18 protein-coding genes are annotated in these 17,038 nt (G+C 73.2%); 10 read left to right on the top strand and 8 right to left on the bottom strand.

The annotated features are described in order from the left end of the window. The first annotated feature begins 21 nt into the window (after nucleotides 1-21). On the top strand, nucleotides 22-1,620 hold the full coding sequence (locus ACL02R_RS23060; protein ID WP_412798882.1) for an alkaline phosphatase D family protein: 1,599 nt from the start codon (nucleotides 22-24) through the stop codon (nucleotides 1,618-1,620). Nucleotides 1,621-1,656: 36 nt separating this feature from the next. Here ACL02R_RS23060 and ACL02R_RS23065 read toward each other — a convergent pair whose 3' ends face one another. After that, nucleotides 1,657-2,517, bottom strand: a complete 861-nt coding sequence (locus tag ACL02R_RS23065) for a sigma-70 family RNA polymerase sigma factor (protein ID WP_412798883.1) — start codon at nucleotides 2,515-2,517, stop codon at nucleotides 1,657-1,659. Between the two features lie 69 nt (nucleotides 2,518-2,586). Here ACL02R_RS23065 and ACL02R_RS23070 point away from each other — a divergent pair, with 69 nt between their 5' ends. Further along, nucleotides 2,587-3,348 (top strand): SDR family oxidoreductase, encoded by a 762-nt coding sequence (locus ACL02R_RS23070; protein WP_412798884.1) that lies wholly within the window; start codon nucleotides 2,587-2,589, stop codon nucleotides 3,346-3,348. 74 nt (nucleotides 3,349-3,422) lie between these two features. After that, nucleotides 3,423-3,836: a helix-turn-helix domain-containing protein gene (locus ACL02R_RS23075; RefSeq protein ID WP_412798885.1), complete on the top strand. Its 414-nt coding sequence runs from the start codon at nucleotides 3,423-3,425 to the stop codon at nucleotides 3,834-3,836. A 13-nt stretch (nucleotides 3,837-3,849) separates the two neighbouring features. On the opposite strand, the gene ACL02R_RS23080 is transcribed toward ACL02R_RS23075, so the two are convergent. Together ACL02R_RS23080 and ACL02R_RS23085 are read right to left on the bottom strand one after the other, a co-directional pair. Next, nucleotides 3,850-4,455 carry a ClpP family protease gene (locus ACL02R_RS23080; RefSeq protein WP_412798886.1) on the bottom strand — a complete coding sequence of 202 codons (606 nt, stop codon included), beginning with the start codon at nucleotides 4,453-4,455 and terminating at the stop codon, nucleotides 3,850-3,852. Continuing rightward, nucleotides 4,455-5,102 (bottom strand): ClpP family protease, encoded by a 648-nt coding sequence (locus ACL02R_RS23085; RefSeq protein ID WP_412798887.1) that lies wholly within the window; start codon nucleotides 5,100-5,102, stop codon nucleotides 4,455-4,457. The genes ACL02R_RS23080 and ACL02R_RS23085 overlap by 1 nt, the downstream gene beginning before the upstream one ends. 206 nt (nucleotides 5,103-5,308) lie before the next feature. On the opposite strand from ACL02R_RS23085, the gene ACL02R_RS23090 reads away from it, so the two are divergent. Together ACL02R_RS23090 and ACL02R_RS23095 are read left to right on the top strand one after the other, a co-directional pair. Next, nucleotides 5,309-5,767: a helix-turn-helix domain-containing protein gene (locus ACL02R_RS23090; protein WP_412798888.1), complete on the top strand. Its 459-nt coding sequence runs from the start codon at nucleotides 5,309-5,311 to the stop codon at nucleotides 5,765-5,767. Between the two features lie 3 nt (nucleotides 5,768-5,770). Continuing rightward, nucleotides 5,771-6,331: a PIN domain-containing protein gene (locus tag ACL02R_RS23095; RefSeq protein ID WP_412798889.1), complete on the top strand. Its 561-nt coding sequence runs from the start codon at nucleotides 5,771-5,773 to the stop codon at nucleotides 6,329-6,331. Between the two features lie 199 nt (nucleotides 6,332-6,530). Here the strand turns inward: ACL02R_RS23095 and msrA are convergent, their stop codons facing one another. Together msrA and ACL02R_RS23105 are read right to left on the bottom strand one after the other, a co-directional pair. Next, the gene (gene msrA / locus ACL02R_RS23100) at nucleotides 6,531-7,199 is read right to left on the bottom strand and encodes a peptide-methionine (S)-S-oxide reductase MsrA (RefSeq protein ID WP_398840191.1); all 669 of its coding nucleotides are present in this window, start codon (nucleotides 7,197-7,199) and stop codon (nucleotides 6,531-6,533) included. Between the two features lie 46 nt (nucleotides 7,200-7,245). Next, complete coding sequence (locus ACL02R_RS23105; RefSeq protein WP_412798890.1) at nucleotides 7,246-8,376, bottom strand: hypothetical protein; 1,131 nt, start codon at nucleotides 8,374-8,376, stop codon at nucleotides 7,246-7,248. A 124-nt stretch (nucleotides 8,377-8,500) separates the two neighbouring features. Between ACL02R_RS23105 and ACL02R_RS23110 the strand changes: the two genes are divergently transcribed. Together ACL02R_RS23110 and ACL02R_RS23115 are read left to right on the top strand one after the other, a co-directional pair. Next, nucleotides 8,501-9,655, top strand: coding sequence for a cystathionine gamma-synthase (locus ACL02R_RS23110; RefSeq protein WP_412798891.1), 1,155 nt, complete (start codon nucleotides 8,501-8,503; stop codon nucleotides 9,653-9,655). 110 nt (nucleotides 9,656-9,765) lie between these two features. Next, nucleotides 9,766-10,461: a response regulator transcription factor gene (locus ACL02R_RS23115; protein ID WP_412798892.1), complete on the top strand. Its 696-nt coding sequence runs from the start codon at nucleotides 9,766-9,768 to the stop codon at nucleotides 10,459-10,461. On the opposite strand, the gene ACL02R_RS23120 is transcribed toward ACL02R_RS23115, so the two are convergent. After that, nucleotides 10,440-10,970 (bottom strand): S1 RNA-binding domain-containing protein, encoded by a 531-nt coding sequence (locus ACL02R_RS23120; RefSeq protein WP_412798893.1) that lies wholly within the window; start codon nucleotides 10,968-10,970, stop codon nucleotides 10,440-10,442. The two genes, ACL02R_RS23115 and ACL02R_RS23120, sit on opposite strands and share 22 nt — an antisense overlap. Nucleotides 10,971-10,980: 10 nt before the next feature. Then, entirely contained in the window at nucleotides 10,981-11,523 is a 543-nt protein-coding gene (locus ACL02R_RS23125) for a MarR family winged helix-turn-helix transcriptional regulator (protein ID WP_412798894.1), read from the bottom strand. A 175-nt stretch (nucleotides 11,524-11,698) separates the two neighbouring features. Between ACL02R_RS23125 and ilvA the strand changes: the two genes are divergently transcribed. After that, nucleotides 11,699-12,925, top strand: coding sequence for a threonine ammonia-lyase (gene ilvA / locus ACL02R_RS23130; protein ID WP_412798895.1), 1,227 nt, complete (start codon nucleotides 11,699-11,701; stop codon nucleotides 12,923-12,925). A gap of 101 nt (nucleotides 12,926-13,026) precedes the next feature. Here ilvA and ACL02R_RS23135 read toward each other — a convergent pair whose 3' ends face one another. Next, a complete protein-coding gene (locus tag ACL02R_RS23135) occupies nucleotides 13,027-14,592 on the bottom strand; it encodes a hypothetical protein (RefSeq protein WP_412798896.1) in 1,566 nt (521 codons plus the stop codon). Nucleotides 14,593-15,073: 481 nt separating this feature from the next. Here ACL02R_RS23135 and ACL02R_RS23140 point away from each other — a divergent pair, with 481 nt between their 5' ends. Together ACL02R_RS23140 and ACL02R_RS23145 are read left to right on the top strand one after the other, a co-directional pair. Then, entirely contained in the window at nucleotides 15,074-16,126 is a 1,053-nt protein-coding gene (locus tag ACL02R_RS23140; RefSeq protein ID WP_412798897.1) for an ATP-binding cassette domain-containing protein, read from the top strand. A gap of 32 nt (nucleotides 16,127-16,158) precedes the next feature. After that, nucleotides 16,159-16,992: an ABC transporter permease gene (locus ACL02R_RS23145; protein WP_412798914.1), complete on the top strand. Its 834-nt coding sequence runs from the start codon at nucleotides 16,159-16,161 to the stop codon at nucleotides 16,990-16,992. The last annotated feature ends 46 nt before the right edge of the window (nucleotides 16,993-17,038 follow it).

The raw sequence follows: 17,038 nt of genomic DNA on the forward strand, positions 1-17,038 counted from the left end.
GCTGCGGCGATGGTGCGAGCGATGAACCACAGCAGACGCCGATTCCTCGGCACGGCCGCCGCCCTCGGCCTGTCCGGCGCCGGATTCAGCACCGCGCGCGCCTGGGCCGCCCCCCGCTTCGCCGCCGACCCCTTCGCGCTGGGCGTCGCCTCCGGCGACCCGCTGCCGGGCGGCGTCGTCCTGTGGACGCGCCTCGCCCCCGACCCCCTCGCCCCCGACGGGCGCGGCGGCGTGCCGGACGGCCGGGTCGCCGTGTCCTGGCAGGTCGCCGAGGACGAACGGTTCACGCGCGTCGTCCAGCGGGGCACCGCGCAGGCCGTTCCGGAACTTGCCCACTCCGTCCACGCCGAGGTCACGGGACTCACGCCGGGCCGCGACTGGTTCTACCGCTTCCGCGTTGACGGCAGCGGCGACATCAGCCCCACGGGCCGCACCCGCACCGCCCCCGCGGCGGGCACGTCACCCGCCGCCGTCACGTTCGCGTTCGCGTCCTGCCAGTGCTGGTACGAAGGCTTCTACACCGCCTACCGGCACATGGCCGCCGAGGACCTCGACTTCGTCGTCCACCTCGGCGACTACCTCTACGAGTACGGCGTCGGCGCGAACGGCGGCGTACGCGGCATGACGCTCGACGCGTCGTTCCAGCACGAGACGTACTCCCTCGCCGACTACCGCAACCGGCACGCGCTCTACCGCCTCGACCCCGACCTCCAGGCCGCCCACCTCGCCTTCCCCTGGATTCTGACCTGGGACGACCACGAGGTGGAGAACAACTGGGCCGGGGACACCGCGCAGATCGACAAGGACGGCTTCCCCGACGACGACCCGGCGAGCTTCCGCGCGCGCAAGACGGCCGCGTTCCAGGCGTACTACGAGCACCTGCCGCTGCGGCTGCCGCAGAAGCCCACCGGCTCCTCGGCGCAGCTCTACCGGCGCCTCGCGTTCGGCGACCTGCTCGGCCTGCACGTCCTCGACACCCGCTCGTACCGCGACGACCAGGTCTGCGGCGACGGCACCAAGCCCGGCTGCGACGCCGAACGCTCCGACCCGGCCCGCACGATGCTCGGCCCCGGCCAGGAACGCTGGCTGCTCGACGGCCTCGAATCCTCCGGCGCGCGGTGGAACGTCCTCGCCAACCAGACGCTCGTCGCCCAGGTCGACCACGACCCCGACCCGGCGGTGGTCTCCTCGGGGCTCGACATGTGGGACGGCTACGCCGCCGCCCGCGACCGGCTCCTCGGCGGAATGCACCGGCGCGGCGTGCGCAACCCCGTCGTCCTCACCGGCGACATCCACCGCAGCGTCGTCGCCGACCTGAAGCTGGACTTCGACGACCCGGACTCGCCCGTGGTCGCCACCGAGTTCGCCGGGACGTCGGTCAGCTCCGGCGGGGACGGGACGGCGATGGACACGTTCGGCTTCGACTGGATGGCCCCCGGCGTCAACCCGCACCTGAAGTGGCACAACTCCCAGCGCGGCTACACCGTCTGCCGCGCCGGCGGGAACGAGTTCACGGCCGACTACCGCGTGCTGCCGTACGTCAGCAGCCCCGGCGCGGGCGTCACGACACCCGCGCGCTTCGCCGTGGAGGACGGGCGGCCCGGCGCGCAGCGGATCTGACCCGGCGCGCGGTCCCGCCGGGGGACCGCGCGCCGTTCAGGACGCCAGGAACGCCGCCGTCACGTCCGGCAGCCGCGCCGGGTCGGCCAGCACGTCGATCGCCGCGATCCGGCCGCCCGTGACCGTGAACGCCATGACGGACAGCGGCCGTCCCCGGTGCGTGACGACCACACCGGCCGCCCCGTTGACCAGCGCCGGACGCGCCGCCTCCGCCAGCGCCCGGAACACGACCGCCTGCCCCGCGACCTCCCGCACGCCCCGCAGCACCACCGCGCGCCCCCCGCGCGCCGCGCCGTTGTCCGACCGCAGCACCACGTCGGGCGCCAGCACCGCGAGCAGCGCCGCCAGGTCGCCGTCCCGCGTGGCGGCGAAGAACGCGTCCACCGCCGCACGCTGCCGCGCCCCGTCCCGCACGCGGCGCCGCGCCCGGCTCGCGAGCTGCCGCGCCGCCGCCGGGGACCGCTCCACCAGCGGCGCGATCACGTCGAACGGCACGGCGAACATGTCGTGCAGCACGAACGCGACGCGCTCACCGGGCTCCAGCGTCTCCAGCACCACCATCAGCGCCAGCCCCACGGCGTCGGCCAGCAGCGCCGCCTCCTCCGGATCGCTCCCCTCCGGCGCGGCGATCAGCGGATCGGGAACGTGGACGCCGAGCGGCTCCTCCGGGTGCCGCTCCCGCGACCGCAGCACGTTGAGGCAGACGCGGGCCACGACCGTCGTCAGCCAGGCGGCGAGGTTGCGCACCTCGCCCGGCTCCACGCGCCCGAGCCGCAGCCACGACTCCTGCACCGCGTCGTCCGCCTCGCTCAGCGAGCCGAGCATCCGGTACGCGACCGAGCGCAGACGCGGATGTTCCGCCTCGAAACGGCCCGCGAGCGCGTTTTCTCCGTCCACCGTGTCACACATCTTCCTTCCGGGGTGTCGTCACTGTAGATCCCCTTCACCAGCACCTCGGGAGGAACCATGACCGCGCCCATCCTCGTCACCGGCGGCACCGGCACCCTCGGCCGGCACGTCGTACCGCGCCTGCGGGCGGCCGGGCACGAGGTACGCGTCCTCACCCGGCACGCGCGCCCCCCGGAGGACGGCGTCACGTACGTCACCGGCGACCTGGCCGCGGGCACCGGCGCGGCGGCGGCCGTCGAGGGCGTCACCACCATCCTCCACCTCGCGGGCGACGCCAAGAACAACGAGGCCGTGACGCGCCACATCGCCGTCGTCGCCGCGGTGGCCGGGGTGAAGCACCTGGTCAACATCTCGGTCACCGCCGCGGAACACCTCCCGCTCGGCTACTTCCGCTCGAAGCTCGCCGCCGAGCGGATCCTCGCCGCGTCGGGCGTGCCGTGGACGAACCTGCGGGCCGCGCAGTTCCACGACTTCGTGCTGAACGCCTTCCGCCCCATGGGCAAGCTGCCCGTCTTCCCCGCACCGCGCGCCGTGCGCCTCCAGCCCGTGGACGCGCGGGACGTCGCCGACCGGCTCGTGGAACTGGCGGCCGGCGCGCCGGACGGACAGGTCCGCGACCTCGTCGGGCCGCGCGAGTACACCATGGCCGACCTGGCACGCGGCTACCTCGCGGCCCGCGGCAAGCGGCGGCCCCTGCTGCCGGTGCCCTTCCCCGGCGCCGCGGGCCGCGCCTACCGGGCGGGCGCCAACCTGTCGCTCGACGGCGCCGACCGGGGCACCAGGACATGGGAGGAGTTCCTCGCCGCACGGCCGTGGTGACGCGCGGCCCGCGTTCGCGCCGGGCGGAACGGCCACGGGGGCCCGCTCCGCCCGGCTGCTCCTACCCTGAGGGGGTGAGCAGCGACGCAGCGAACCCCGCCCTCCGTCCCGCCTCCCCGCCGGCCCCGCCCCCGGCCAGGGAACCGCTGTGGCGCGACGTCGTCGGCGACGTCCTGCGCCGCGAACGCCGCGCCCAGGAACGGACCCTGAAGGACGTCGCCGAACGCGCCCGCATCTCCATGCCCTACCTCTCCGAGATCGAGCGCGGGCGCAAGGAGGCGTCCTCCGAGGTCCTGGCCGCCGCCGCCCGCGCCCTCGGCCTGACGCTCGCCGAACTCCTCGCGCTCGTCCACCGCGAGATCATCCGCCTCGCGCCGCCCCGGCCGGACGAACGGCGGCGCGCGGCGGCCTCGTTCACCACCCCCGCCCCCGTCACAGCGCTGCGCGCACGCCCGCTCGGCCGGGGCGACGTACGGCTCGCTGCCTGAGCGAGCGGCGCGTTCAGGCGGCGGCGGGCCTGCGCCGGCTCAGCACATGGTCGGCCAGCCCGTACGCCACCGCCTCCTCCGCCGTGAACACACGGTCCCGGTCGGTGTCCGCGCGCAGCCGCGCCACGTCGTGCCCGGTGTGCCGCGACAGCACCTCCTCGACCTGCGCCCTGATGCGCAGCATCTCCTTGGCCTGCACGCGCAGATCGGCGACCGTGCCGCGCTGCCCGCCGCTCTGCGGCTGGCCGAGCAGGACCCGCGCGTGTTCCAGGACGATCCGCCGCCCCGGATCACCCGCCGCCAGCAGCACCGCCGCCGTGGACGCCGCCTGCCCGACGCAGATCGTGGAGATGGGCGAGGTGACGTACGACATCGTGTCGTAGATGGCCATCAGCGACGTGTACGAGCCGCCGGGGGAGTTGATGTAGACGGCGATCTCGCGGTCGGGGTTGTCGGACTCCAGGTGGATCAGCTGCGCGATGACGACGTTGGCCACGCCGTCGTCGATCTCCGTGCCGAGGAAGATGACCCGCTCGGACAGCAGCCGGCTGTAGACGTCGAACGCCCGCTCGCCCGACGACGTGCGCTCCACCACCGTGGGGATCGTGTACTGGCTCATCAGAAACCCGCCCTCCGCTGCGCCGTGCCCGGACGGATGTCGTCCATCGACACCACCACCTTGTCCACCATCCCGTACTCCCTCGCCTGCTCCGCCGTGAACCAGCGGTCCCGGTCGCTGTCGCGCGCGATGGCCTCCTCGCTCTGACCGGTGTGCTCCGCGATCAGGCGCTCCATCGCGGACTTGGTGAACTCCAGGTTCTCCGCCTGGATCGCGATGTCCGACGTGCTGCCGCCGATGCCCGCGCTCGGCTGGTGCATCATCACGCGGGCGTTCGGCAGCGCGTACCGCTTGCCGGGCGTCCCCACGGTCAGCAGGAACTGGCCCATGCTGCCCGCGAACCCCATGGCGAGCGTCGCCACGTCGTTGGGGATCAGCCGCATCGTGTCGTAGATGGCCAGCCCGGCCGTGACGGAGCCGCCGGGGGAGTTGATGCACAGGGTGATGTCCGCGCGGGGGTTCTCGGCGGACAGGAGCAGCAGCTGCGTGCAGATGCGGTTGGCCGAGACCTCGTCCACCTGCGTGCCGAGGAAGATGATGCGCCGGGTCAGAAGCTGCTCGGCGAGATGGTCGTCGAAACGCGTCGGAGCCGTCTCGTCGTCATCGGCCGCGCGCGGGGGGACGTACGGGTGTGGGGCTGGCGTCATGGGCCGGTCCTCCGTTCGAGAAGCTGTCCCCACCACCCTCGGCCCGGCCACCCCCCGCACGAAGCGATCTCTCCCCTCGGCAGATCAGCCGACAGCAGAGCCCGCCCACCCGTTCGCTGCGATTGTTTCGGATATTGCGTTCATTTCGTTCTGCTGCGACCATGGAGAGCGGAAACCGGTGCGTACGGCTTCGGAAGGTGATGATGGTGCACAGATCGGATATCCGTTCGGCCGAGCTCTCCGCGGAGCAGACCGAGGCGGCCGGTGCCGCACTCTCCCATGTGCGGAGCTACCTGGGGCGCCACCGGGACCTCGCGCCTGTCCGCGTCACCGTCGAGGACGGGGAGCCGGAACTGCTCGAACTCCCGCGCGAGGCGGTGGACCTCCTGGCGACCATCCTGGCGCACATGGCGGCCGGTCGCGGCGTGTCCGTCGTGCCCACGAACGCGGAGCTGACCACCCAGCAGGCCGCCGACCTGCTGAACGTCTCACGGCCCTTCCTGATCGGACTGCTGAAGGCCGGCGAGATCGAGTACCGCACGGTCGGCACGCACCGGCGGATCACGGCTTCCTCCTTGATCGCCTACATGCGCGAGGACGACCGCCGACGCCGCGAGGCAGCCGACGAACTCACCCGCCTCGGCCAGGACATGGGACTGATCTGACACATGCCCCTGGTGGCGCTGTACGACGCGAACGTGCTGTATCCCAGCACTCTCCGGGACCTGCTCATCCGTGTCGCCCAGGCCGGTCTGGTGCAGGCCAAATGGACGGACGCGATCCTGGACGAGGTCTTCCGCAACCTGACGGCCAAGCGCCCCGACCTGGATGCGCGGCGGCTGGAGCGGACCAGGCAGCTGATGTGCGCGGCCGTGCGGGATAGCAAGGTCGTGGATTACGAACCGCTGATCGACGCGGTCACCCTTCCCGACTCGGGCGACCGGCACGTTCTCGCCGCTGCCGTGAAGGCCAGGGCGCAGACGATCGTCACGTTCAACCTCAAGGACTTCCCGGCCGCCCGGCTCGCGCCCTGGGACATCGCGGCCTCCCATCCGGACGCTTTTCTCGAAGCGCAGGCCGATCGCGCTCCCTCGGTCGTGTACGGCGCGGTACGGCAGATCGCCGACAGCCGCAGACGGCCCCCCGGCACGGTCGACGACGTACTCGACAGCCTGAGACGTGAGGGGATGCTGGCGACCGTGGCGGCACTCGGAGGCGGTTCCTCGTGACAGCGCCTCGCCCGTTCGCCGGACCACGCCGCCGCGATGCGCGGCGATGCAAGAAGTTCAGACGGTGTGCGGGGCGGGGCACTCTGGGTGTCGTCCTCGATGACGGACGCTGCGCCCAGCGCGGCCGAAAGTGTGCGGGGGGTGCTTCGTCCGTTTGGGGGACCCCCGCCGTGAGGGCGGCGGGGGTGTGGGGGGCGGCTCAGCGGGTGTGGGTCGGCAGGCCCACGGGGCACGAGAGGCCCGTGCCGCCCAGGCCGCAGTAGCCGGCTGGGTTCTTGTCCAGGTACTGCTGGTGGTAGCCCTCGGCCGGGTAGAACGTGTGGTCCGCGGCGGGGTGGATCTCCGTGGTGATCGCGCTGTAGCCGGACTGCTCCAGTACGCGCTGGTACGCCGCGCGCGACGCCTCTGCGGCGGCCTGCTGGCGCGGCGAGTGCGTGTGGATCGCCGAGCGGTACTGCGTGCCTATGTCGTTGCCCTGCCGGAAGCCCTGCGTCGGGTCGTGCGACTCCCAGAACACCTTCAGCAGGTCCTCGTACGACACCACGTCCGGGTCGAAGACGACGCGGACCGTCTCGGTGTGCCCGGTCAGGCCGCTGCACACCTCCTCGTACGTGGGGTGCGGGGTGAGGCCGCCCTGGTAGCCGGCGAGCGTCGTCCACACGCCCGGCGTCCGGTAGAAGCGCCGCTCGGCGCCCCAGAAGCAGCCGAGGGCGAAGTCCGCCGTCTCCAGGCCCTCCGGGTGGGGGCCGGCCAGCGGCGTGCCGAGGACGGTGTGGGTCCCCGGTACGCCGGACAGCGGCTCGTCGCGGCCCGGCAGAGCCTCCTCCGGGGTGGGGAGGCGGTTCTTGTGTGCCCGCGTGTACAGCATGGTGGTCCACTCGCTCCTTGCGTGGCGCTCCGGTCGGCTTTCTGTTCTATTGTCGCGCGATCGCGAGGGCGCGGAACGCCGTGTACTCCCGCACCGGCTCCCCGCCCGCCACCCACGGCATGGCGCCCACGTACCCGTCCACCGCGCGCACCTGCTCCGCCGCCTCCGGGTACCGCTCCGCGCGCACGAGAAACCACAGCAGCAGATGCCGCACGTGCGGCGCCATCGGGTGATCGGCGGGCGCCGCGTTCAGGGCGAACTGCGCCCCCTCGATCGCGTCCCTGATCACCGCGCCCTGGAACATGCCCGGCGAGTACTGCATGTCGGGCAGGTGGTTGTGCACCGCGAACAGCGGCAGCGCCGGAAGCAGGCTGCCCGGCCCCGCCGCACCCGCCGCCGCCCGCGCGAAGCCCTCCGCGTCCGCCCGCGACCCGTGCCACTGCTCCGACAGGTACGAGATCGCCGCGATGTGCGCCCCCATGTGCTGCGGCGCCCGCGCCGCAAGCCCGGCCCACAGCGCGTCGAAGTCCTGGCGGCCGCCGAGACCGCGCGCCGCGTAGAGGTTGACGATGCCCGGCACCGGGTCGTCCGCCGCGGCCAGCCGCGATGCCTCCGCGCACACCGCCGCGGCCTCCTCCAGGATCACCCGCCGCTCGCCCGCCGCCCCGTCACGCAGCGCCTCCCACACGAGGAACTGCGCGTACAGCTCCGCGCCCCCCGCCTCCTCCGGCTCCTGCGCGCGCCACATGCGCAGCCAGCCCGCGTCCGTGCCCTGGCCGGTCGCGCGGTGCCGCGCCAGCTCCAGGGAGGCCGCACCGGCGAGCGACTGGACGCGCTGCCAGCGCAGCTCCGGCTCGTCCGTCAGCGCCAGCAGCTTGCCCACCGGGCGCCAGTCCTGTGTGCGCTGCGTCTCCTCCAGGGCGGCGATCAGGTCGTCGTCCGGGCCCGGCAGACGGATGTCGAGCTGGTCGGCGGGCACGAGGCCGCCCTCGTGGCCCGTGTCGGCGTGGCCGGCGTGGCCGGCGTGGTCCGCCTTGTCGAACGAGACGGGGCCAGGACGCCGCGTCATGGCGTCCGCCGTCGCGGCGGCCCGTTCGAGATCCTGGCGTTCCCTGCGCCTGCGCAGCGCGGGCATCACCACGACGCCGAAGATCACGGCGATCGCGAACAGCAACATCAGGGCTTCCATGGCGGTGGCGGCTCTCCGTCGTCGTTGTGGACAGTCCTCGGTGCGGTGTGCGCGGCGGCGTGCACGGCTCGCGGCGCACGGACTCCACCGTACGGCCCACTACCGTGGTGCCATGAACGAGCAGCACAGCGCGGAACGCTTCGAGACGCTGGCCATCCACGCCGGGCAGGAACCCGACCCCGTCACCGGCGCCGTCGTCCCGCCGATCCACCAGGTGTCCACCTTCAAGCAGGACGGCGTCGGAGGGCTGCGCGGCGGCTACGAGTACAGCCGCTCCGCCAACCCCACCCGCACCGCCCTGGAGGAGAACCTCGCCGCGCTCGAAGGCGGCACGCGCGGCCTCGCGTTCGCCTCAGGGCTGGCCGCGGAGGACTGCCTGCTGCGGACCGTGCTGCGGCCCGGTGACCACGTGGTCCTGCCGGACGACGCGTACGGCGGCACGTTCCGGCTGATCACGAAGGTCGTGGAGCGGTGGGGCGTCGCCTGGTCCGTCGCCGACACCGGCGACCCGGCGTCCGTACGGGCGGCGCTGCGGCCCGAGACGAAGGTCGTGTGGGTCGAGACCCCGTCGAACCCGCTGCTCGGCATCACCGACATCGCGCTCGTGGCGGAGATCACGCGCTCGGCGGGCGCGCGGCTCGTGGTGGACAACACCTTCGCCAGCCCGTACCTCCAGCAGCCGCTCGCGCTGGGCGCCGACGTCGTCGTGCACTCGACCACCAAGTACCTCGGCGGCCACTCCGACGTCGTGGGCGGCGCGCTCGTGACGGCGGACAAGGGCCTCGCCGACGAACTGGCCTTCCACCAGAACGCGATGGGCGCGGTCGCCGGGCCGTTCGACTCGTGGCTGGTGATGCGCGGCATCAAGACGCTCGCCGTCCGCATGGACCGGCACAGCGCGAACGCCGCCCGCGTCGTCGAGATGCTGACCGCGCACCGCGCCGTCACCCAGGTGCTCTACCCGGGGCTCGCCGAGCACCCGGGGCACGAGACGGCGGCGAAGCAGATGCGGGACTTCGGCGGCATGGTGTCGTTCCGCGTCGCGGGCGGCGAGGAGGCGGCGGTCGCGGTGTGCGACCGGACGCGGGTGTTCACGCTGGGCGAGTCGCTCGGCGGCGTCGAGTCGCTGATCGAGCACCCCGGGCGGATGACGCACGCGTCGGCGGCCGGCTCGGCCCTGGAGGTGCCCGGCGACCTGGTGCGGCTGTCCGTCGGCATCGAGGCCGTGGACGACCTGCTGGACGACCTGGCGCGGGCGCTCGGCTGACACGCCCCGCCCGTGACCCCGCCCGCCCCCAGCCGGGCGGGGTAACGCCCGCCGCGCCCCGGAACAACAAGAGGTGAACGGGGATGTGGCCGTGGCGAGGGAGACGCACTGTGACGCGGGTGCTGGTCATCGACGGCGGCGACGCGCGTGGCGACGCCGTGACGGAACTGATGCGGCGGGAGACGTACGAGGTCGTGGCCGTCGGATCGGGGCGTGCCGGGCTGGTGGCGTTCGACCGGTGGCGCCCCGACATCGTGCTGATCGACCCCGCGCTGCCCGACGTGCCGGGCATCGACGTGTGCCGTGGCCTGCTGACGCGGGCGGGCGGCGCCGGTCTCATCGTCATGAGCACCTGTGACGACGACGAGACGGAGCGCGTCGTCGGCCTGGAGCTGGGCGCGGACGACTATGTGGGGGCGCTCTGCTCACCCCGGGAACTGCTCGCGCGGGTCCGCGCGGTGCTGCGGCGGCGCAGGGAGTACGGGGCGCACCGGGCGCAGTCGTCCGTACTGGAGGCGGGCCCGGTCCGGGTGGACGTGGAACGGCACGTGGTCGTGGTGGCGGGGCGGCGGACGGAGCTGCCGCTGCGGGAGTTCGACCTGCTCACGCTGCTGCTGCGGCACGAGGGGCGCGTCGTCACCAGGCCGCAGCTGATGGACCGGGTGTGGGGCGTGGACTACGTGGGGGACACCAAGACGCTCGACGTCCACGTGAAGCGGCTGCGGGAGAAGATCGAGCCGGTCCCCTCGCAGCCGCGGTACCTGCTGACCGTGCGCGGCGTCGGCTACAAGATGGTGGACTCCTGACCCGGGCCCGCGAGGAGGAGCCACACCCGGCGGGCTGCCGGGTCCACCAGGTCGGTCGTCACCGCCAGCTCGTCACCCGGCTCCACCCGCGGCAGCTCCCCCCACCAGACGGCCGGTACCAGCCCCTCGACGCCGCAGGGGAGCAGGACGCGGATGCCGGACGGCGCGACCCGTGTCACCCGGCCCGTGAACCGCGCGCCGAGCCGTTCCGCCAGCCAGGGCAGCGGGTCGGGGCGCAGGGCGCGCCGCGACAGGGACACCAGGCCGCCCTCCGCGTCGACGCGCAGCACCTGCACGGTGACCCGCTCCCGCACGCACACGACACCGGCGGGGTCGCCGCACGGCGTCCACGCCAGCTCGGGGACCCTGATCAGGCCAAGGGCCGGGCCGGGCGGCTGGCCGTCCAGCACCACGGACGCGCCGGACGGCGCCAGGGCCGTCACCGTCCCGCCGTGCACCGCGCCCAGGCGCAGGCCCCGCAGGAACGCCTCCGCCTCCGTCGCCACCACAGGCTGCCGGCTATCCGGGCGGGCGGTCGCTGTCGGTGGCGACGGGGGCCCGCCCGGTCGCCGGGGCGTTCTGCCAGTCGCCGATCGCCGCGTTGAACCGCGTCAGCAGCACGGTGAACTCGGTGCGCTGCTCCGGCGTCCAGTCCTCCGTCAGCAGCGACATCAGCTGCCGCCGCGACGCCCTGACCTCCTCCAGGCGCGCGCCCCCCGCGTCCGACAGCCGCAGCACGACGGCCCGCCCGTCGTCCGGGTCGGCGTCGCGCAGCACGAGTCCCGCGTCCACGAGCGGCGCGACCTGCCGGGTGACCGTCGAGGAGTCGATGCCCATCCCGGCGGCGAGCGCCTTCACACCGGTGGGCCCGTTCTGGTCCAGCCTGCTGAGCAGCAGGTACGCGGCGCGGTCCATGGCGCCCCTGGCCGGTCCCGAGCCGGCCAGCCTGGTCTGCTCGGCGCGGCGGGCGAAGACGGCCACCTGGTGCTGGAGCGCGTCGAGCAGGATCGGGTCGGCGACCTCCCGGGGGAGGTGCGCTGATGCGGTGTCGTCAGGCGTCATGGTCCGGGTCTCGGGTCCGTCTCTCGAACGCGCGGGGTCGCGCGGGCGCGGGGGAGGGGCGTGCGGACGGGCTGTCCGCGGCCGAGCCACAGCGTACTTGGCGGCGCCGACAGGCGGGCCGTCAATGAGCCAACCCGTCAGGCCCTCCCGGCTTCCGGCCTGCGACACTGGCGGCATGCCCGTGAAAGACCACCGGCCCGTGCCGGGCCCGGACGACGTCCTGGCCGCCAGGCGGACCCTCGCCGGGGTCGCCCGGGTGACGGCGCTGGAGAGCAGCCGCTACCTGACCCGGCTCGTGGGCGCGCCCGTCCACCTCAAGTGCGAGAACCTCCAGCGCACCGGCTCGTTCAAACTGCGCGGCGCGTACACCCGTATCGCCGGGCTCACCGCGGAGGAACGGGCGCGCGGGGTCGTCGCGGCCAGTGCGGGCAACCACGCGCAGGGCGTCGCGCTGGCGGCGTCGCTGCTGGGTGTGGAGTCCACGGTGTTCATGCCCGTGGGCGCCCCGCTGCCGAAGATCGCGGCGACGCGGGAGTACGGCGCGCAGGTGCGGATGACCGGTCAGGTCGTGGACGAGACACTGGCGGCGGCGCAGGAGCACGCGGAACGGACGGGCGCCGTCTTCATCCACCCCTTCGACCACCCGGACGTGGTCGCCGGGCAGGGGACGCTGGGCCTGGAGATCCTGGAGCAGTGTCCCGAGGTGGGGACCATCGTGCTGGGCATCGGCGGCGGGGGACTGGCGGCGGGTGTGGCGCTCGCGGTGAAGTCGGTACGGCCCGACGTGCGGGTGATCGGGGTGCAGGCGGCGGGATCGGCCGCGTACCCGGCGTCACTTGCGGCGGGGCGCCCTGTGGCGCTGGACAGTGTGGCCACCATGGCGGACGGCATGAAGGTCGCCAGGCCGGGGGATGTGCCGTTCCGCATCGTCGCCGACCTGGTGGACGAGGTGCGCACGGTGAGCGAGGACCAGCTGTCCGCCGCGCTGGTGCTGTGCCTCGAACGGGCCAAGATGGTCGTGGAACCCGCCGGTGCCAGCCCGGTGGCGGCGCTGCTGGCGGCGCCGGGGACGTTCGGGGACCGGCCGGTCGTCGCCGTGCTGTCCGGGGGGAACGTCGATCCGCTCGTCCTCCAGCGCACGCTGCGGCACGGCATGGCCGCGGCGGGCCGTTACCTGTCGCTGCGCCTCACCGTGCCCGACCGGCCCGGGGCGCTCGCCGCGCTGCTCGCGGAGCTGTCCGTGGCGGACGCGAACGTCCTCGCCGTCAACCACCTGCGGACCGACCCGCGCCTGGCGCTGGGTGACGCGGAGGTGGAGGTGCAGCTGGAGACGCAGGGGCAGGACCACTGCGCGCAGCTCACGGCGGCCCTGACGGCGGCGGGCTACCGCATCTTGAACTGACCCAGCCTGAACTGACCCAGCCTGAACTGACCCAGCCTGAACTGACACGGCCTGGACTGACGCGCCCCCCGCACCGGGGCGCCGTCGCGTTGCCGGACGGGTCAGTCCTGTCCCCAGCGTTCCTTCAGGCGGTCCACGCTGTCACGCAGCGCCGAGTGCTCCGCGCCGTCGGACGAACCCGCGATCTCGTCCTTGTGGGAATCCATGGTGCCGAGCACGGCGAAGTCACGCACCGACCGCGCCTCGCGGGTGCCGCCGTCGATCAGGGCGGCGGCGCCCGAGCTGTCCTGCCAGGTGCGGCTCAGCAGGTTGTCGCGGAACTCCTCGTCGTCGAGCAGCTGCTGCGCACCGGTCTCGCTGCGCGCCGCGTTGCGCAGCACGTCGCTCGCCCCGGTGAACGCCGGGCCCCCGCCGTCGCGCCCGTCGCGGTGGCGGTCCTCCCAGTCGGCCTGGATCTCGACGGCCGTCTTCGCCGTGTTCATGGCCCAGCCCTCGTGCGGCGGGACGGTCGCCTCGGCCAGCAGGTGCCCGACGGCGTTGAGGTTGCGCACGTTCTCCTCGGTCGCGCCGATGCCGGGATCGATCATGAAGTCCGTCCAGTACGTGTCGTGCCGGCCCTGCCAGTCGAAGCGAGGGTCCCCGAGCAGGTTCCAGGCGTTGGCCACGTTCCGCACCGCCTCGCGGTCGAGGGCGGCCGCCCCCGGGGACATGGCGGTCGCGTCGGGCTGGAGTTCGCCCAGGCCGACGACGCCCTTCCGGCCGAGCTGGTTGAGGAAAGCGCTGAGGTACGTCTTCTCCTCGGGGCTCAGCTCCTCGCCCTCCCCGAGCCGGCCGGCTCGCGCCGTGATCTCGCCGAGGACGCTCGTGAGGTCGGCGAGTTTGCTCCGGTCGGCCCCGTGGGCGAGCTCCCAGGCGACGCCGCGCGCGGCGTGCTCGGCCATGAACGGGGACGTCCACAGCTTCAGCGGGCCCTCGGTCAGCCGGTAGCCGTGGCCGATCAGCTCGGCGCCGTAGTCGAGCAGCTTGGCCTGGTACCCGTCGATGTCGCCGCGCACCTTCTCGGCGGCGGTGGTGACGGGGTCCGTCATGCGCTCGACCATCCGCTTCTCGGCCTCCTCGCGCCAGCCCCGCATGATGCCCTCGACCGACATGGACTCGCCCTCGTTGCCCACCCGGCCCCGCACCGAGGACTCCTGGGCGTATTCGAACGCGGCTTCCATGTTCTCGATGTGGGTCTGGGCGTCGCGCACGGCCTCCTTGCGGGTGTCGTCGAGCCCGCCGTCGCCGTAGACGGTCTCGTGGACGCGCTTCTCCGTGTCCACCGCCAGGTTCATGACCCGGACGAGCAGGTGCACGACGTCGTCCAGACCGCCGTCGCCCTGCTGGAGGTCCCGGTCGGTGACGGATATGCGCTCGCCCATGCCGATCAGGGGGTCACCGTCGGCCGTCCCCGCCTCACCGGCCCGCTGTGTCGCGATCCTGGCGAGGTCGGAGGCCGTGCCCGCCTCCCCGGCGGCCCGCGCGTAGACGGTGGCGTGCTCGGCCATCTGTCCCGGGTTGATCTCCTCGATGAACCGGTCCGTGTCCGCCCACGGCGTCTTGCCGATCTCGCCTTCGAAGAATGCCGGCCATGGGCTGACACCCCAATGGGCCTCGTTGTCCGCCATGCGTCCTCCCTGAGGGGTTCATGAGCCGTGCAGGCTTTGCTTCCGTGCACAACCGAACGTGTGTGCCGATCGTCGGTCATCCTAGGGACTCCGATGACATGTCACCAAGCGCTTCGGGGTGATCCGCCGACCGCTCGCGGGGCGTCACTGCGCGCGTGTGGCGGGGAGTTGCGGCGCGCTCGGGCTCCGGGGCCGCGGAGGGCGCGCGCCATCGGTGCCGCAGGCGAACGGGCGCCACCTCCCGCCGCGCACAACCGGGACGATCGCCCCGGCAAACCCTCGCTGCCCCCATTCCGCGCCGCCCGGCGGGACTTCGGGGAAAGATGACCCGAATGAGCTACTGTCGCGATGTATCGCGATGATCTAGAGTGGCGGACGCGCCCCGCAGGGGCCACCGTGGATATCCGCCCACCCACGCGCCACCGGGCGGACAGGGCCACCGAGGAGACAGGGCCACCGAGCAGACAGGGGGACAGCAGACATGGCAGGCGCCATCCACGCCGAGGGTCTGGTGAAGACGTTCGGCGACGTCAGGGCGCTGGACGGCGTCGATCTCGACGTGCCGGAAGGCACCGTCTTCGGCCTCCTGGGGCCGAACGGCGCGGGGAAGACGACGGCCGTACGGGTGCTCACGACGCTCATCCGGCCGGACAGCGGCCGTGCCGAGATCGCCGGGATCGACGTGCTGACCCGGCCGGACGAGGTGCGCCGCTCCATCGGCCTGTCCGGCCAGTTCGCCGCCGTGGACGAGTACCTGACCGGCCGGGAGAACCTGGAGATGGTCGGCCAGCTCTACCAGCTGACGCGGCGGGACGCGAAGCGCAGGGCGGGGGAACTGCTCGACCGCTTCGCGCTCGCCGAGGCGGGCGACCGCACGGCCAAGACGTACTCGGGCGGCATGCGCAGGCGGCTCGACCTGGCCGCCGCCCTCGTCGTCAGCCCGCCCGTCATGTTCATGGACGAGCCGACCACCGGTCTCGACCCGCGCAACCGGCAGGCGCTGTGGGACGTCATCGAGGAACTGGTCGGCGGCGGGACGACGCTGCTGCTGTCCACGCAGTACCTGGAGGAGGCCGACCACCTCGCCGACAGCATCGCCGTCGTGGACCGCGGCCGGGTCATCGCGCGCGGCACGTCCGACGAGCTGAAGACCCAGACCGGCGGCGACGTGGTCGAACTGGTCGTCCACGACCGCGCCGACCTGGGCACCGCCGAGGAGGTCCTGCGCCGGATCGGCGACGGCGACACGACGCTCGTCGAGCACACCCGCAAGCTGGGCGTCCCGGTCTCGGGCGGCGCCAAGTCGCTCGCCGAGGCGATCCGCGAACTGGACGGGCGCGGCGTCGAGATCGACGACATCGGCCTGCGCCGCCCGACACTGGACGACGTGTTCATCTCCCTCACCGGCCACTCGGCCGACGACATGGAGATTTCGAAGGACTCGACCCGGGCGGCCGCCCGCCGCACCCCCCAGGGCGACGGCGGCGCCGACGGCAACGCAAGCGGCACGGAGAAGGGGGAGGACGCGCAGTGAGCATCACCAAGGAGGACACCACCTTCCGGCCCATGCCGAGGACGGGTGAACGCATCGGCTTCCGGCAGGGGCTGCACGACTCGCTCGTCGTCGCCAAGCGCAACCTGCTGCGGATGCTGCGCATCCCCGAGGTCGTCGTCTTCAGCCTCATCCAGCCCATCATGTTCGTCGTGCTGTTCAGCTACGTGTTCGGCGGCTCCATCAGGATTCCGGGCGCCGGGGACAGCGCCAGTGCCTACCGCGAGTTCCTGATGGGCGGCATCTTCGCCCAGACGGTCACCTTCGCCACGGCCGGCGCCAGCGCGGGCATCGCCGAGGACATGCAGAAGGGCATCATCGACCGGTTCCGCTCCCTGCCCATGGCGCGCGGCGCGGTCCTGACGGGCCGTACGTTCGCCGACCTCGCGCAGACGGCCGTGATCCTCGCCGTCCTGGCCGTCGTCGCGCTGCTCGTCGGCTGGCGCGTGCACAACGGCCCGCTCGACACCCTGGCGGCCTTCGGGCTGCTCCTGCTCCTCGGCTACGCGTTCACCTGGATCGGCGCCCTCATCGGCCTGTCGGTGCGCTCACCCGAGGCCGCGACGTCCGGCGGGCTCGTCTGGCTCTTCCCGCTGACCTTCGTGTCCGTCGCCTTCGTGCCCTCCGAGAACATGCCGGGCTGGCTCCAGCCCGTCGCCGAGTGGAACCCGTTCAGCGCCACCGTCCTCGCCGTCCGCGACCTGTTCGGCAACCTGCCGCCCGGCTACGAGGCCCCGGACGCCTGGCCCATGCAGCACCCGCAGCTGGCGACCCTGCTGTGGTCCGTCCTGATCATCGTCGTCTTCCGCGCCCTCGCGGTCCGCAAGTACAAGCGCGCCACCGGCTGACCGCCCCCGGTCGCCTTCCGGCCCCGCCCCGCCGTGAACAAACGGC

The organism is Streptomyces sp. MS19, from assembly GCF_047200595.1.
GTDB lineage: Bacteria > Actinomycetota > Actinomycetes > Streptomycetales > Streptomycetaceae > Streptomyces.

Excerpts from the sequence above, each read along its gene's own strand:
- ACL02R_RS23110 (WP_412798891.1), top strand. The coding sequence starts at position 8,501 with ATGAACGAGCAGCACAGCGCGGAACGCTTCGAGACGCTGGCCATCCAC.
- ACL02R_RS23085 (WP_412798887.1), bottom strand. The coding sequence starts at position 5,102 with ATGACGCCAGCCCCACACCCGTACGTCCCCCCGCGCGCGGCCGATGAC.
- ilvA (WP_412798895.1), top strand. The coding sequence starts at position 11,699 with ATGCCCGTGAAAGACCACCGGCCCGTGCCGGGCCCGGACGACGTCCTG.
- ACL02R_RS23060 (WP_412798882.1), top strand. The coding sequence starts at position 22 with ATGAACCACAGCAGACGCCGATTCCTCGGCACGGCCGCCGCCCTCGGC.
- ACL02R_RS23070 (WP_412798884.1), top strand. The coding sequence starts at position 2,587 with ATGACCGCGCCCATCCTCGTCACCGGCGGCACCGGCACCCTCGGCCGG.
- ACL02R_RS23080 (WP_412798886.1), bottom strand. The coding sequence starts at position 4,455 with ATGAGCCAGTACACGATCCCCACGGTGGTGGAGCGCACGTCGTCGGGC.
- ACL02R_RS23105 (WP_412798890.1), bottom strand. The coding sequence starts at position 8,376 with ATGTTGCTGTTCGCGATCGCCGTGATCTTCGGCGTCGTGGTGATGCCC.
- ACL02R_RS23140 (WP_412798897.1), top strand. The coding sequence starts at position 15,074 with ATGGCAGGCGCCATCCACGCCGAGGGTCTGGTGAAGACGTTCGGCGAC.
- ACL02R_RS23135 (WP_412798896.1), bottom strand. The coding sequence starts at position 14,592 with ATGGCGGACAACGAGGCCCATTGGGGTGTCAGCCCATGGCCGGCATTC.
- msrA (WP_398840191.1), bottom strand. The coding sequence starts at position 7,199 with ATGCTGTACACGCGGGCACACAAGAACCGCCTCCCCACCCCGGAGGAG.
- ACL02R_RS23125 (WP_412798894.1), bottom strand. The coding sequence starts at position 11,523 with ATGACGCCTGACGACACCGCATCAGCGCACCTCCCCCGGGAGGTCGCC.
- ACL02R_RS23095 (WP_412798889.1), top strand. The coding sequence starts at position 5,771 with ATGCCCCTGGTGGCGCTGTACGACGCGAACGTGCTGTATCCCAGCACT.
- ACL02R_RS23145 (WP_412798914.1), top strand. The coding sequence starts at position 16,159 with ATGCCGAGGACGGGTGAACGCATCGGCTTCCGGCAGGGGCTGCACGAC.